The 14,980-nt window shown below is 67.8% G+C and carries 13 protein-coding genes; 7 read left to right on the top strand and 6 right to left on the bottom strand.

Annotated elements, in window-relative coordinates; translation table 11 throughout:
• Positions 1 to 3: 3 nt before the first annotated feature.
• From NF4_RS32830 to NF4_RS32840, 3 genes are all read right to left on the bottom strand, one after another.
• Complete coding sequence (locus NF4_RS32830) at positions 4 to 981, bottom strand: Acg family FMN-binding oxidoreductase (RefSeq protein WP_063131294.1); 978 nt, start codon at positions 979 to 981, stop codon at positions 4 to 6.
• Between the two features lie 69 nt (positions 982 to 1,050).
• Positions 1,051 to 1,800, bottom strand: coding sequence for an SDR family NAD(P)-dependent oxidoreductase (locus NF4_RS32835; protein WP_063131295.1), 750 nt, complete (start codon positions 1,798 to 1,800; stop codon positions 1,051 to 1,053).
• Positions 1,801 to 1,937: 137 nt separating this feature from the next.
• Positions 1,938 to 2,474, bottom strand: a complete 537-nt coding sequence (locus NF4_RS32840) for a flavodoxin family protein (RefSeq protein WP_063131296.1) — start codon at positions 2,472 to 2,474, stop codon at positions 1,938 to 1,940.
• A gap of 332 nt (positions 2,475 to 2,806) precedes the next feature.
• Between NF4_RS32840 and NF4_RS32845 the strand changes: the two genes are divergently transcribed.
• Positions 2,807 to 3,259 (top strand): CBS domain-containing protein, encoded by a 453-nt coding sequence (locus tag NF4_RS32845; RefSeq protein WP_063131297.1) that lies wholly within the window; start codon positions 2,807 to 2,809, stop codon positions 3,257 to 3,259.
• 28 nt (positions 3,260 to 3,287) lie between these two features.
• Here NF4_RS32845 and NF4_RS32850 read toward each other — a convergent pair whose 3' ends face one another.
• The 3 genes from NF4_RS32850 to NF4_RS38920 are packed head-to-tail and all read right to left on the bottom strand — an operon-like array spanning position 3,288 to position 7,590.
• Positions 3,288 to 4,766 (bottom strand): bifunctional aminoglycoside phosphotransferase/ATP-binding protein, encoded by a 1,479-nt coding sequence (locus tag NF4_RS32850; protein ID WP_198165559.1) that lies wholly within the window; start codon positions 4,764 to 4,766, stop codon positions 3,288 to 3,290.
• 50 nt (positions 4,767 to 4,816) lie between these two features.
• Positions 4,817 to 7,117 carry a phosphoenolpyruvate synthase gene (gene ppsA / locus NF4_RS32855; protein WP_157120728.1) on the bottom strand — a complete coding sequence of 767 codons (2,301 nt, stop codon included), beginning with the start codon at positions 7,115 to 7,117 and terminating at the stop codon, positions 4,817 to 4,819.
• Complete coding sequence (locus tag NF4_RS38920) at positions 7,117 to 7,590, bottom strand: DUF2267 domain-containing protein (protein WP_063131299.1); 474 nt, start codon at positions 7,588 to 7,590, stop codon at positions 7,117 to 7,119. Before NF4_RS38920 ends, ppsA begins: the two co-directional genes overlap by 1 nt.
• 511 nt (positions 7,591 to 8,101) lie before the next feature.
• On the opposite strand from NF4_RS38920, the gene NF4_RS32865 reads away from it, so the two are divergent.
• The 6 genes from NF4_RS32865 to NF4_RS32890 all read left to right on the top strand — a co-directional run bounded on the left by NF4_RS32865 (position 8,102) and on the right by NF4_RS32890 (position 14,980).
• Positions 8,102 to 9,055, top strand: a complete 954-nt coding sequence (locus NF4_RS32865) for a 1-phosphofructokinase family hexose kinase (protein ID WP_063131300.1) — start codon at positions 8,102 to 8,104, stop codon at positions 9,053 to 9,055.
• 101 nt (positions 9,056 to 9,156) lie between these two features.
• Positions 9,157 to 10,032 carry a hypothetical protein gene (locus NF4_RS32870; protein WP_063814777.1) on the top strand — a complete coding sequence of 292 codons (876 nt, stop codon included), beginning with the start codon at positions 9,157 to 9,159 and terminating at the stop codon, positions 10,030 to 10,032.
• 121 nt (positions 10,033 to 10,153) lie between these two features.
• A complete protein-coding gene (locus NF4_RS32875) occupies positions 10,154 to 11,227 on the top strand; it encodes a CBS domain-containing protein (RefSeq protein ID WP_063131301.1) in 1,074 nt (357 codons plus the stop codon).
• Positions 11,224 to 13,011: an acetate--CoA ligase gene (gene acsA / locus NF4_RS32880; RefSeq protein WP_232330756.1), complete on the top strand. Its 1,788-nt coding sequence runs from the start codon at positions 11,224 to 11,226 to the stop codon at positions 13,009 to 13,011. The genes NF4_RS32875 and acsA overlap by 4 nt, the downstream gene beginning before the upstream one ends.
• Before the next feature lie 2 nt (positions 13,012 to 13,013).
• The gene (gene pdhA / locus NF4_RS32885; protein ID WP_157120733.1) at positions 13,014 to 14,012 is read left to right on the top strand and encodes a pyruvate dehydrogenase (acetyl-transferring) E1 component subunit alpha; all 999 of its coding nucleotides are present in this window, start codon (positions 13,014 to 13,016) and stop codon (positions 14,010 to 14,012) included.
• A complete protein-coding gene (locus NF4_RS32890) occupies positions 14,009 to 14,980 on the top strand; it encodes an alpha-ketoacid dehydrogenase subunit beta (RefSeq protein WP_063131303.1) in 972 nt (323 codons plus the stop codon). The genes pdhA and NF4_RS32890 overlap by 4 nt, the downstream gene beginning before the upstream one ends.

The raw sequence follows: 14,980 nt of genomic DNA on the forward strand, positions 1-14,980 counted from the left end.
GATCTAGCGCAGGGGGCCGATCATTTCGTCGAGCGGGCGGCGCGGCGAGACCGGGATATCGTCCGCGCCCGCCGGCGCCGACCCGATCCGGACGACCAGCTGCGGATAGCCGATACCCTCGAGCACCCGGCCGCGCACCATCTCCCGGGTATCGGGTAATTCGAAGGGTTCGGTCATCGGACAGGTCGCCATGCCGAGCATCGTGGCCGTCAGCAGCACTGCGCTGCCCGCTTCTCCGGCCCGGAGCCGGGAGAGCCGATCGTCGGAGTCGGTATGGATCAACAGGAGGCTGCCGCCCTCGGTCATCTCCCGGACACCGGATTCGCGCAGTGTGGCGCCCGCGAACTCGCGAGTGAGCGGGTCCGCGGCCACGGGTACGGCGTTGCGCGCGGGTACACCGTCCGGTGCGGCGTGATGGCCGCTCCACATCGAGAGTTCGGCGCGATAGTCGGGGTCGGTCCGGTGCTTTTCGGCGGCCCGCGCGAACGCCGCCACCAGGACCGGGCGGTCCGCGTCGGTGGTGATCTCACGGATATCGGCGCCCTGCTCGGTGGCCGCGGCAGCGAGGGTGGCGAGATCACCGGCCGGGGTCTCCCGGGCCGAAACCCGGCGCCGGTCGGTATGTCTGCGGTTTATCGCGCGCGCCAGCTCTTCGTCGTCCGCGGTCGGAGTCGCACGGGCGAATTCGATCGCCGCGAGGTGCGCCGGGTCAGCGGGGTTCGGGAGCCGGTGGACGATGGTTCGCCACCCCATCGATTTGGCCGCGACGCGGAAGTGGTGCAGCGCCACCCCGCAGCTGAGGATCTCGTCACGTCCGTCGGGATCGGTATGCGGCAGCCGTCGGCTGTCGTCGGCATACAGGTGAACGGTTCGATCTCCGATCCGCCACTGCCAAGGTTGGGTGTTGTGCACCGAGGGTGCCCGGACGGCCAGCGCCAGGGCGGCACGAACGGCCTCGGTGTCCGGATGAATCCCGGCCATGATGGGTCCTCGCTCTCGGATCGGCGTCTTCTTGCGGAAGTTCCGGTCATGCGGACGGCACCGCCTCGGTCACGACGGTGCGGGAAGGTTCAGGACTTGTCCCGCGGTGGCGCCGCCGTCCAGGACGAATTCCGAACCGGTGGAGAAGGTCGCTTCGGTGATCAGGAAACGGACCATCGCCGCTACCTCCTCCGGTTCGCCGAAACGCGGCAACGGCTGGGCCGCGGCAACCGATTCGTCCATCACCTCGGTCATCGGAGTGTGAATCGGGCCGGGGTGGACCGAGCACACCCGGACACCGGCCCGGCCGAGTTCGAGCGCGGCGGCTTTGGTCAGCCCGCGCAAACCCCATTTGCTCGCAACGTAGGCGCCGAGTCCCGCGTACCCCATCAGACCGGCCGTCGACGAAATGTTCAGGATGACCCCGCCGCCCGCCGCGCGAAGCCGGGGGGCCGCGTAGTGCATACCCAGCCAGGCGCCGTAGAGGTTCACATCGACGACATGGCGGAAAGCCATCGGCGATTCCGTTTCGACATCACCGAAATCGAGGATTCCGGCGTTGTTGACCAGGATCGCCAGCGGCCCGTACACGGCCTCGGCTTCGTCGAGTACCCGCCGCCAGTCCGCTTCGTCGGTGACGTCGAGCCGTTGGAACAGCGCGTGGGGTCCCACCGACTCGGCGAGTGCTGTACCGGCGGGTTCGAGCAGGTCGCCGATGACGACGTCGATATTGTCCTTGGCCAGGGCGCGGACGATGGCGGCACCGATACCTCGGGCGCCGCCGGTGACGAGCGCGCTGCGGCCGGTGAATGCACTCATCTCTGCACCTCTCGTCGCCGGATCATCAGTCCTCAGCCTCCCGTTTTCCCCCGCCGGGCGAGACAGTCGAAAGTCACCTGTCCTGGTGTCCTCCGGCAGCAGATGACGCCGCACCGCCGATACGACCGAGCGGCCCGCTATCGAGACTGTTGTGCGCGGCGATCGGCTTCCTCGGACGCCAGGTGCTCGGCCCATAACCTGGCGCGGTCGAACTCGCCCGGGGCGAGGGGTCCTGTCATCCCTACGACGTAGAAGTCGATCGGGCGCCGGACGAGTGCGAATCCTGCCCGGCGCAGCCGTCTGCCGATACCGCGGGCCGCGGAGCCGGGCAGGTGGCCGGGGTGTTGCATCTTGGTCCCGAACGCCGCCGCTCGCGCACCGGCCGAGGTCCGGTGTTCGGCCTCGAGCCATTCCCGGATACCTGTCGCGCCGCCCGTGACGTCCGGGCCGCCGAATCGGTCGGCCGCCTCTTGGCGCGTTCGGCGGCGGCTCAATCCGAAGGCATGTGTGGGGCCGCCGACGACGAGCAGATCCACCGGCGAGTGAGAGGTGGGCCCGGCGGCGGCCACGTCCACCGATTCGACCTCGGCGAATTCGCCCAGGCCCCGGGCGATGGCGGCGGCTGCGGCCTCGGTGTTGCCGAAAACGGACTCGTAGACGACGCGTGCACGCATGTCGGATCTCCTCGGCGTTCTGTGAACAGCGACTGTGTATATCGCGTCTCCGAAGCTAATGATGGAGGCGTCGCGCCGACAGAGCCGAACGAGGGGATTGTCGAGTGACCTTCGGTCATCGAACCCAGCGGTCGACGCAGTGGGCGGCACCCCGGAGATCGCGCAGCACGCCGATGAGAGGGCGGTACGAGGAGGTGCAGCGCCGTCGCGAAGCAACCCGTTTCACATCGACTACAGAAGACCTGCCGCAGAGTACTTAGTCCCCTGACGCCACCCGATTCCGGCGGCGAGTATGGGCACATCACCGAAGATGTGACATCAGGGAGGCAACCATGACGACCGCGCAGGCTGTGATGCACGAAGAAGTGGCCCATATAGGGGTCCGTGACACGCTGGACATCGCGGCACAGCAGATGCGTCAACGCGGCATCGGCGCCCTGCCGATTTGCGATGGCGAAGGCAACCCGGTAGGCATCGTCACCGATCGCGACATCGTCGTGAACTGTGTCGCGCTGGGACACAACCCCGCTACTGCCACCGCCGGTGAGTACGCCCAAGGGGACGAACTGCACACAGTGGAGACTGGTACCGATATCGGCGAGGCTCTGGCACTGATGGAGCGCTACCAGATCCGTCGGCTCCCGGTTACCGACCACGGCCGGCTGGTGGGCATCATCACCGAAGCCGACCTGGCCCGGGAACTGCCGGAGCAGGAGGTCGGCGAGTTCGTCGAGGCGATATGCGAACCTCAGCTGCCCGCCCAGGCCGAAGCACCTACGGCGTAGGCACCTACGGCGTAGCCGTCGCCACCGCTCATGGGTTCGGATTGCGGGAGACCGTAGCGGCCCGCGCCGCAGCCCCGTTCATCGGCGCTGCTGTCCGCTCCTCGCCGGCGAGATCATCCCAAACCCGGCAGGCCGCCGAGACCGACAACACCCGAGGCGCGTCGGTGTCGATATCCACTGCGTCCGGCCAGGGGTCAACGGCACCGGCCAAAGCAGTGGCGATCTGCGGGGTGGCCTCGGAAAGACTGTTGCCGCGGTGCCGGATCCGGTCAAGCGCCACGGTGGCCGGACAGACACAGCGTATCGACCCGGTACATGCGCCCGCGGCCGATGCGGCGGTCTGAGCGACCTTTCGCTGGTCGGCATCGAGCCAGCTGGCGTCCAGAACGACCGAGACGCCGGCACTGAGCAGCGTCTGCGCCCGGCGCACGAGCTCGGTGTACACGCGGTCCCTGTTCGCGAGGGAGTACGCGCCCCGATCGTAGACACCACTTTCGCCGGCGATATCGCCGGTGGACCGTAGCTCCCGGCGCAGCCCGTCGCTGGACAGCACCACGGCTCCGGTCCGCGCCGCCAGTCCAGTGGCCAGTGTGGATTTGCCGGAACCGGGCAGACCGCCGACGAGGACGAGTCGCACCGCCGACCGTCGCAGATGGCCCACCGCGATCCGGAGATGCCGGTGCGCGCGGTCACCCGCGGCGGCATCGCCCTGCCCGGCACGGATCGCGTCGACCTTCGCACGGACCAGCGCACGGTAGGCGATGTAGTGGTCGACCAAGGATTCCGGGGCGGTGTCGCCGGATCGTCGACGATATTCATGCACAAGGGTTTCCGCGTGACCGGGGTGGCCCAGGAACTCCAGGTCCATAGCGAGGAACGCGATATCGTCGAGACAATCGACGTAGCGCAGCCGATCGTCGAAATCCAGGCAGTCGAGGATCCGGAACCCGTCGGACAGTTCGAAGATATCCTCGGCGAGGAGGTCACCGTGGCCGTCGACGATCCGTCCCCCGGCGATGCGGGTCTCCAGCAGCGGCCGCCGGCCGGACAGGTACCGCTGCGCCAGTGTTCTGATCGTGTCGAGCACCTCCGGGTCGAGGACATCGCCCCACTGTTGCCGCATGTTCGCCATAAGGTCGTTCCATCGCTCCGCCAGCGCCTCGACGGTGCCGGCGCGGTCGATATCGGGTCCACGCCGGGCCGTGGCGTGGAATGCCACCAGTGATTCCACCAGGCCCGACAGGTCGGGAGATCCACCCGAGCGGCCCTCGAGCCGGTTGGACAGCCGGGATTCCTCGGGCAGGCGGCGCATCACGATCACCGGTTCGTCCGGCCCACCGGTGGGGTCGGTGAGGTGGGCGACGCCCAGGTAGATATCGGGGGCGAGTCTGCGATTCAGTGCGACCTCACGTACACAGGCCCGCTCTCGTAGTTCCGTGGTGCCGAAGTCGAGGAAATCGGTCGTGATCGGTTTCTTGGCCTTGTAGGCCCGGTCCCCGCACAGCACGACAACACCTGTGTGCGTTTCCCGCAGCTGAACGAACGTTCGCCCGACGATCATCGCGGACCGGTGGCCGCACGGGCGTGGTCGAGGAGTAACCGTCGTTCGGCGGCATCGATCGCACGACGCGCGGCGGGGACGGCGTCGGGCGTGACCGATACGGAGGTGATCCCCATCCCGATCAGTTGCTCGATGAACTCCGGGTGGCTGGACGGCGCCTGCCCGCACAGCGAGGAGGTGATCCCCAGGGTGCGGGCCGCGGACACGATATTCGAGATGGCGTCCAGCACAGCGGGGTCGGATTCGTCGAACAGCGGCGCGCATTCTACTGAGTCGCGGTCCACTCCCAGGGTCAGCTGGGTGAGGTCGTTGCTGCCGATCGAGACTCCGTCGATACCCAGGCCGACGTATTCGGGGAGCCAGTAGAGGACCGACGGGACTTCGGCCATCACCCAGCGATGCATTCCGCGCTGGTGGCGTAGCGGACCGGCATCCACCAGTTCCAGGCACGCTTCGAGTTCCCACCGGGTCCGGACGAACGGGATCATCAAATGCAGGTTGGGGGTTCGTTCCCGGACCTCGGCCAGTGCGGTGAGCTCGAGCTGGAAGACCTCGGGATCCTTGGTGTAGCGATAACAGCCGCGGTAGCCGATCATCGGATTGTGTTCGAGCGGCTCGTGGCGTTCCCCACCGACGAGTGCCCGGAATTCGTTGCTGCGCAAATCGGTTGCGCGGTAGATCACCGGACGCGGGGCGAACGCGGTGGTGATATCGGTCAGGGCACCGACCATACGGTCGAGGAACGCGCGTTGCTCGCCACGAGCGATCACTTCGCGTGGGTGCATATTGTCCAGCGCCCGGGTCAGCAGTATCTCGGCACGCAGCAATCCGACGCCGTCGGTATCGGCGGCCGCTGCCCGCTGCGCGGCTTCGGGAAGGGCGATGTTCACATACAGCCTGGTCGCCGTGGGCGTGAGTGGCGCGTGGACGGTAGCGGCCCGATCGGCCGGCGCGGTGAGTACGGGAGCGCCGGTGGGCCTGCCCGCGCGGACCTCACCCGCCGAGCCGTCGACGGTGACCGTGTCACCGTCGGTGAGGGTAGTGGTGGCCGATCGTGCGCCGACCACGCAAGGTACTCCGAGTTCGCGGGCGACGATCGCCGCGTGACAGGTCATTCCACCGCTGTCGGTGACCACGGCGGCTGCCCGGTTGATGGTCGGCAGCCAATCCGGGTTGGTCATCGGGGCGACCAGGATCTCACCCGGCTGTAGGGCGTCACCCTGGTCGGGGGAGGACAGTACGCGGACGGTTCCCCCGGCGGTGCCGGGCGCGGCGCCCAATCCGCGCACTAGCACCGTTGCCGGCGACAGGTCGGGGGAGGAAGCAGGTCGCGATTCGCGCATAGTGGTGATGGGTCGGGCTTGCACCAGCCACAGTGAATCTTCGTCGTAGACCCACTCGACATCTTGGGGTCGGCCGTCGTGGTGCTGTTGTACCGCCATCGCGAGCTGGGCCACCTCGACGGCTTCGTGCTCGGTCAGGGGCGGCGTCGTTTTGTCGTCGTCGGCGACTTCGATGCGGCGGTCTCCGTCCGGTCCGGCGACGATGGCGAAATCCTGGTGGCCGGGCCGGTGTTCGAGTAGATGAGGTCCGGCGGTGTCGAGAATGTAGGTATCGGGACGGGTGGTCCCGGACACCACGACCTCGCCCTGGCCGCGGGCCGCATCGATGACGATCCGGTCCCGGCGGCCGGTGGCCGGGTCCGCCGTGAACGCGACCCCGGCCCGGCGGGCGTCGACCATCTGCTGCACCACCACAGCCATGGCCGGGGTTTGGTGCATACCCCGGCGGGCGCGATAGGTCAGGACCCGCGGAGTGAAAAGAGAGGCCCAGCAGTCGAACACCGCCTCGACAAGGTGCTGTTCGCCGCGCACATTGGTGCGGGTGAGGTTCATCCCGGCGAAAGAAGAGGTGGCGCTGTCCTCACCGACCGCTGAGGATCGAACAGCCACCCGGAGGTCCTTGCCGAGTGCGTGGTAGGCGGCGAGAAGGGCGGTCCTGGCCGAGGGATCGAGGGTGCAGGCGTGGACGAGTTCACGCATGCGCCGGCACAGGACGTCCACGCGATCGGGGTCGGCGGCCTCGGCGGCTCGTAGGGCTTCGCCGTGCAAGGAGGAGAGTTCGGCGCCGTGCGCTCCCTGTCCGATCACCTGCTCATAGCAGGAGCGCAGTATGACGAAACCCGGCGGTACCGGGAGGCCGGCGGCTACCAGTTCACCGAGGTTGGCGCCTTTACCACCGGCCTCGTCGGTATCGGCCAGGCGCAGTTGATCGAACGCCGCGACGTAGGCACCCATCATCGGCTCCCTTCGTTGTCGGTACCGGCTGTGGTGAATGTGCTGTTCAGCAGATCGCCGGTCAGCAGTCGGCGCAGCGGTGCGGGAAGTTCCGCCAGCAGGCGGTGCAGCTGCCCCGCGGAGAAGAGTTCGCTCAGGGCTTCGGTGACCGCGCCGAGCAGGGCGGCTGCCTCGTCGTCGGAGACACCGGCCTCGGTGGCGAACTGCGCGAGAAACAAGTCCACTGTATGTAGGCGTGGCGGCTCGGCGGGCACCCAGCCCTCATAGAAGGCGCCGCGGAACAACTCCGGCAGTTGAGCGGCCAGCCGCGCCGCGGTCCCGGCACCGACGCTGTCACGTACCGTATGCAGCCATGCCCGCAGTACCCGGTGCGCGAAAACACGGTCGTAGGTGCCCAGATCGTTCGTGACCGTCCGCAACCATTCATGCGCGGTGTGTACGGCCGGTGCCAGTGGATCACGCGAATACGACACGGGCGGTCCTCTCCGCGGGAGCGGCGACGGCAGCCCAGGTGATTCGGCAGCCGTTCGGTCGCGCTCCGTTCGGCACGACGAGGGACGAAGTGGCTCCCCACGCGACCACGCACAGGGACACGGGCGCGGGAGTCTGCGACTGCATGGGTTCAGGGTCGTCGATGTGTGGTGTGCCGGATCAGAGGCGTCGTGCCCGGGCCACCGAGACCTAGGACCTCTCTTGGGCAGGGTCGGGTGTTCGGGCCTGGAATCGGACCCGAGACGCAGCGGTCGATAATGGGCGGTGAAGTCGCCACGCCCGTAGAGCCCGTATCTGCCGGCACCTGCCGCTTCTCGTAGCAGCGATCGGGCGCGGGACCCGTGTCCGAGGGTGGGGCGAGGGATTTTCGGCCCTTTCGGCGTCGACGTGAGTCGTTGTGATCGATGACCGCCGCCTCTATGGCATAGGGCCGGGCGCGGTGTGGAATCGGCGTGTGCCACACGCTGGACCCGACTCTCCAGGAGGCCACTTGTGCCGCCCATTGTCACAGTGACGATGAATCCGACGATCGATCTGTCCACCAGCGCCGACCGGGTGGTGTCAACGGAGAAGATACGGTGCGCACAGCCGCGGATGGATCCGGGCGGCGGCGGTATCAATGTCGCGCGCACCGCTCTCGCTCTTGGTGAGCCGGTATTGGCTGTTCTACCCGCCGGTGGACCCACGGGTGATGTGCTGCAGGGATTGCTCGATGATGCGGGCCTACCGCGACGAGTCGTCCCGATCGGCGGATCGACGCGAGAGAGCTTCGTGATTACGGAGACCAGTTCCGGTCGGCAGTTCCGCTTCGTCCTGCCCGGACCGACGCTGACCGGTCCCGAGTGGAACGACTGTCTCGACGCCGCCGTGCACGCGGCACGCTCCGCGCACTACGTGGTGGCCAGCGGAAGTCTGCCGCCCGGCGTACCGGCCGATTTCTATCGGACACTCGCGGAGCGAGTCGCACAGCTGGGGTGCCGATTCGTACTCGACACCTCGGGCGAAGCCCTGCGGCGGGTTCACCACGGCGTGTTCTTGATGAAGCCGAGCGCGCGTGAACTCGCCGAATACGCCGGCCGTCCACTGCCCGACCGTGCCAGCCAGGTGACCGCGGCCCGGGAACTGATCGCCGCCGGGGCCAGCGAGTTCGTCGTGGTGTCACTGGGCGCCGACGGGGCACTGGCGGTCGGCCCGGATTCGTGGGAGGCATTGCCCGCGACAGCGGTTCCGATCGCGAGCGCAGTCGGGGCCGGAGATGCGATGGTCGCGGGCATGACCGTGGGATTCGCCCGGGGGCTGTCCCGGACCGAAGCGATGCAACTGGGTATTGCCGCGGCCTCGGCCACCCTGGTGACCGCCGGAACCAGCCCCGGCCACCCTGACGTCATCACCCGGCTGTTCGGTTCACCCACCGCGACCTCGGTACCGGCGGTACGGGACGCGTAGTAGGGACCGAGGACCGGATACCCGGGACCATCGGCCCTGACCCGCGCGGACCGGCATGGGTGGACTGGGGATGACGAATCACTTCGGCACAAGGGGCTCCCATGCGCTCGATGCTGCTACCCGTTGCCACCGTGGTCACCGCGACCGGGGCGGCCGTTCTGCTGAGGCATCGCATGCTGCGCTGGGGCGCGACCGGCGAAGAGATCTCGGCGAGCTATCCCGGCGACGACTTCATCGGTCGACCACGTTCACGGTCGACCATGGCGACGACTCTTCCCGCTCCCCCGGCAGCAGTCTGGCCGTGGCTGATTCAGATGGGCGCCGACCGTGCCGGGTGGTACAGCTGGGACCAGTTGGACAACGCAGGCCGTCCCAGCACGAACGAGGTCGTCGAAGAGTGGCAGGACCTGCGAGCCGGCGATCGGATCCCGGCGACCGCCGACGGCCGCTTCTTTTTCACCGTGGCCGCGGCCGAGTACCCGTCGACCCTGGTCCTACGGAGCGACTTCGCCCTCCCCGATGGTCGCCCGCTCGACCCCGCGGAACCCGACCCGCGTGCCTTCGCCCGCGGAGTATGGGGCTTTCACCTGCGCGAACTACCCGATAACAAGACGCGACTGGTGGTCCGGACCATCGGCCGGGACGCCCCGCGCGCCATCACCGCCGTGTTCGACACGCTTTTCGGCGAACCCGCTCACCTGATCATGCAAGCACGCCAGTTCCACAACCTGGCACAGCGGGTGCGGTCCGCTGCGGCAAGTAGCTCCTCGGCCGGGTCGGCCGCTGCGGTAGCGATGCGGCCGCCGCAGGTCACCGACGAGGCCGACCCCGGACCCCGGCAGTCATCGGCGATAGCGCCCCGGGCCCGCAGCAGTACCCCGACCCCGACTCCTCGGCCTACCTCGGCGACTACGGCGGCACCGGACACAGGCACGGAAAGCCGGCCACCTGCGGCCCCCGACCGGTCGAAGAAGTGACTTTGGTACCGGAGCACGGGGGTTTTCGCCTGTGGAGGACGGGGGCGGGCCCGACCCACACTTGTTTCGTGGATGCTCCGGTCGCCGAGATCGATCGCCGACCGGCGAGAGGAGGCGGGCCATGAGACATATGACAGTCGCCGAAGTGATGACCGAGGACGTCGTCGGCATCGATGTGGACACCTCCTTTCACGATGTCGTGCAGACACTCGCTCACCATCGGATCAACGGCGCACCGGTGCTCGATGCCGACCGACATTGCGTCGGCATGGTGACCGAAGCCGATCTCCTCGCCCGGCAGGCACGCCTCGGTGGTCCGATCCCGGGCACCGTGTGGTCGGCGGTGTGGCGGAAGATGTTCGCTCGCAAGAGCGAGGCCGTCACCGCGCGGCAACTGATGAGCGCACCGGTGGTCACGCTCATGTCCGAAACCAGTGTGTCGGCCGCGGCGGCCACCCTCGCCCGGCACGATCTGCACTGCGCTCCGGTGATCGATTCCGGCGGGCGCCTGGTCGGCATCGTGAGCCGCAAAGACGTACTGGGTGTGTACCTGCGCCCGGACGCCGAATTGACAGTGGTGATCCGGGACAAAGTACTACGCCGCAAGTTGCGGCTTCCGCCCGGTGCGGTCTCGGCCGAGGTACACGACGGTGTCGTCACGTTGAAGGGCACGACCGAGCCGACCATGATCGGTCTGATCGGTGCACTGGTCGCGGCTGTCGACGGTGTCGTCGAGGTGCGCAATCTGCTCATTGCCGATACCGCTCGCGCACTGATGCATACGGGTGTGCACAGCCTCACTGCCCAGGAATCGGTCGCCACGGCCGCACGACAGATGCGCACCGAGGATATCGGGTCGTTATTGGTCCTCGACGACGCCGGTGCGATCACCGGTATCGTCACCGATCGCGATCTGGTGCTGCGCTGCGTGGCCGACGGTATGGACGCGGAGCAGACGACAATCGGGACCGTCGCATCGGACGATGTGGTCACCGTGGATGCCGACCGCCACGTCGCCGACGTCGTGGCCACCCTGCGCGCACACAGGCTTCATCGCGTACCGGTCGTCTCCCACAACCGCCCGGTCGGGATCGTTTCCGAAGCGGATATCGCCCGCCGGCTTCCGCGCGGTGCCTGCGGGAATCTGATGGCAGATCTACACGCCGCACAGCGGACCGGAACGACCCGCAGATGATGGAGTACGAGTCGACCCGTTGGGGGTCGATCGAGAAGTCCGCCGCACAGCGGACGCAGGCAAACCTGACCGATTACGGTCGTGCCCGGGTGGACTTCGATTGGGACAGTGCGGCCCGGGAGCTGGCGATGCTGCCCGGCGGCGGCCTCAACATCGCGCACGAGGCGGTCGACCGCCATCTGGATACGCCGCTTGCCGGGGCGCCGGCATTGCACTGGCTGCGCGACCCCAGCAGCCGTGTCACCTTCTCCTATTCGGATCTGGCGATATCGAGTAATCGGTTCGCCGGTGTGCTGCGAGAACTCGGCGTCGGTCGCGGCGCCCGGGTGTGCACTCTGCTCGGGCGCAGCCCCGAGCTGTACATCGCCGCGCTCGGTACCTGGAAGGCCGGCTGTATCGTTTCGCCGTTGTTCTCCGCTTTCGGTCCGGAACCGGTTCGGCAGCGCATGGCCCTGGCCGGAGCAGAAGTGCTCGTCACCAGTCGAGCCCACTATCGGCGCAAGGTCGCGCCGATCCGCGAGGCATTGCCCGCACTGCGGTATGTGCTCATCACCGATGCCGAGTCGGCCGAAGCTGATGATCACCTCGTCGATCTCCGTGCGGCCATGGCCGCGGCCTCGCCCGAGTACACCATCGTGCGCACCGAACCCGAGGACGCCGCGCTACTGCATTTCACCAGCGGCACCACCGGCACACCGAAAGGCGCGGTGCATGTGCACAATGCGGTGCTCGCGCATCGGGTGACCGCACGCTACGCCTTGGATCTGCGGGGCGGCGATATGTTCTGGTGCACCGCCGATCCCGGCTGGGTCACCGGCATGTCCTACGGCGTGATAGCGCCGCTGAGCCTGGGCGCCACGCTGATCAGTGACGAGGCCGAGTTCGATATCCGACGCTGGTACGACATCCTGACCGCCGAAGGCGTCACGGTCTGGTACACCTCCCCCACCGCGCTGCGCATGCTGATGCGGCACGGAGACGACCTGCCGCCGGGAACCGATCTGTCGCGTCTGCGTTTCATCGCCAGTGTCGGTGAACCGCTCAACCCCGAAGTCGTGGTGTGGGGCGAACGAGCCTTGGGCAAACCCGTGCACGACAACTGGTGGCAGACCGAGACCGGCGCCATCATGATCGCCAATTTCGCTGCCGAACAGGTCCGGCCGGGCTCCATGGGGCGGCCCTTGCCCGGTATCCATGCCACGATCCTGCGCCGCGGTCCGGACGGCCGGCCACTGACGCGCGGGGGCGTCCAGCACGCCGACGCCGGCGAGATCGGCGAATTGGCGCTGCATACTGGTTGGCCGTCGATGTTCCGCGAGTACTGGCAGCAGCCGCAGCGCTATGACAAAGCCTTCATCGGACCCTGGTATCTGTCCGGCGACCTGGCCCGCCGTGACGCCGACGGCTACTACTGGTTCGTCGGGCGCGCCGATGATGTCATCAAGTCCGCCGGACACCTGGTCGGACCGTTCGAAGTGGAAAGCGCGCTGATGGCGCACCCGGCCGTCGCCGAGGCCGGTGTCATCGGCACCCCGGACCCGGTCGCGGGGCAGCTCGTCAAGGCTTTCGTTCTGCTGCGCCCCGGCTATACCGGCTCCGAGCAGTTGCACGACGAGTTACTCGCCTTCGGCCGCCGCGGCCTGGGCGCGGTCGCCGCCAAGGAGATCGTCTTCGTAGACAGCCTCCCGCACACACGCAGCGGCAAGGTGATGCGGCGACTGTTGCGGGCCCGCGAACTCGGATTGCCCGAAGGTGACGTGTCTACTTTGGAGGCCCCGCCATGACCATGACCGAATCCCCGACCGGAGAAGCACGCGCTCATACCGAACCCGGCCACCGGCTCGAACTCCTGCGTCAGATGATGCGCATCCGGCGATTCGAAGAGCGCTGCATCCAGCTCTACAGCACCGAGAAGATTCGAGGATTTCTGCACCTCTACATCGGCGAGGAGGCCGTCGCGGCGGGTCTCCTGAGTGAGATCGACGCGGACGACGCGGTGGTATCGACCTATCGCGAACACGGACACGCGCTCGCGCGCGGCATCCCGATGACCGCACTGATGGCGGAAATGTTCGGACGCAGTACCGGATGCAGTGGCGGCCGCGGCGGTTCCATGCACCTGTTCGATGCACAACGGCGGTTCTACGGCGGGAACGCCATCGTGGCCGGCGGTCTGCCGCCGGCACTCGGCCTCGCGCTGGCCGACGTGCTCACCGATACGCCCCACATCACCGTCTGTTTGTTCGGTGACGGCGCCTTCGCCGAAGGCGAATTCCACGAATGCGCGAACCTCGCCGCCCTCTGGCACCTTCCGGTGCTCTTCGCCTGCGAGAACAACCAGTACGCGATGGGCACCGCACTGCGCCGGGAACACGCCAACACCGATCTGGCCCTCCGCGCGGCGGGCTACGGGATGGCATCGTGGCCAGTCGACGGTATGGACGCCGAGGCGGTCGCCGAGGCGGCACGTCGCGCTGTGCAGTCGATACGGGGCGGCGGCGGGCCCTGCTTCCTGGAATTCCGTACCTATCGCTTCCGCGCGCATTCGCTCTACGACGCCGACCGCTACCGCGACAAAGCCGAGATCGAGCAGTGGAAGGCCCGCGATCCGATCAAACGCCTGTACGGGCAACTGCGGAACGCCGAGATCATCGACGACCGCGGATACGCCGAGATCGAAACAGACATCGACGCTGAGATCGACGCCGCCATCGTCGAGGCCGAGGCCGCTCCACTGGAACCCGTCGCCGACCTGACCCGTCATGTGTACGCGGAGCGGCAATGACCACCACCTATCGGCAGGCCTTGACAGACGCGCTGCGTGAAGCCCTGGACCGCGATGAGCGGGTCTTCCTGATGGGCGAGGACGTGGGCGCCTACGGCGGGTGCTTCGGCGTCAGCCGTGGCCTGCTCGACGACTACGGGCCGCGCCGTATCCGCGACACCCCGTTGAGCGAATCGGCGTTCGTCGGTGCGGGCATCGGGGCGGCGATCGCCGGCCGACGCCCGATCGTGGAGATCATGACCGGCAACTTCAGCCTGCTCGCCCTGGACCAGATCCTCAACAACGCCGCTACGCTGCGGCATATGTCGGGCGGGCAACTCGGTGTGCCGCTGGTGATCCGGATGGCCACCGGAGCCGGCCGCCAGCTCGCGGCGCAACATTCGCACAGTCTCGAGTCCTTCTACGCCCACCTGCCCGGCCTGCGCGTACTGTCCGCGGCAACCGTCGCCGACGCCCGGGGCATGCTGTGGCCCGCCCTGCAGGATCCCGACCCGGTAGTGATATTCGAACCGATCGCGCTGTACAGCAGCAGCGGCGAATCCCCCGGCCCGGATACCGTCACCGATATCGATACCGCCGAAATCGCCCGGCCGGGCAACGACGTCACCGTCATCGCCTACGGCGGCACCCTGCACACCGCGCTGGCCGCCGCCGACCAGCTCGCCGAGACCGGCGTCGACGCGGAGGTGATCGATCTGCGCACACTGCGCCCGCTCGATACGGCCACGATCGTCGAGTCGGTGAGCCGTACCCATCGTCTGGTGATCGTCGACGAGGGCTGGGGCCGGGTCGGGATAGCCGCCGAGATCGCCGCGGCCACCGCAGAGCACGCCTACTACGACCTGGACGCGCCGATCCGGCGGGTGTGCACCGCCGACGTGCCGATCCCCTATGCCCGCCAGCTCGAGGAGGCGGCCCTGCCCTCGGCCGGAGCCGTCGTCGAGGCAGTGCAGGAAGTGGTGAGCTGA

The organism is Nocardia fusca NBRC 14340, from assembly GCF_001618425.1.
Taxonomy (GTDB): Bacteria; Actinomycetota; Actinomycetes; order Mycobacteriales; family Mycobacteriaceae; genus Nocardia; species Nocardia fusca.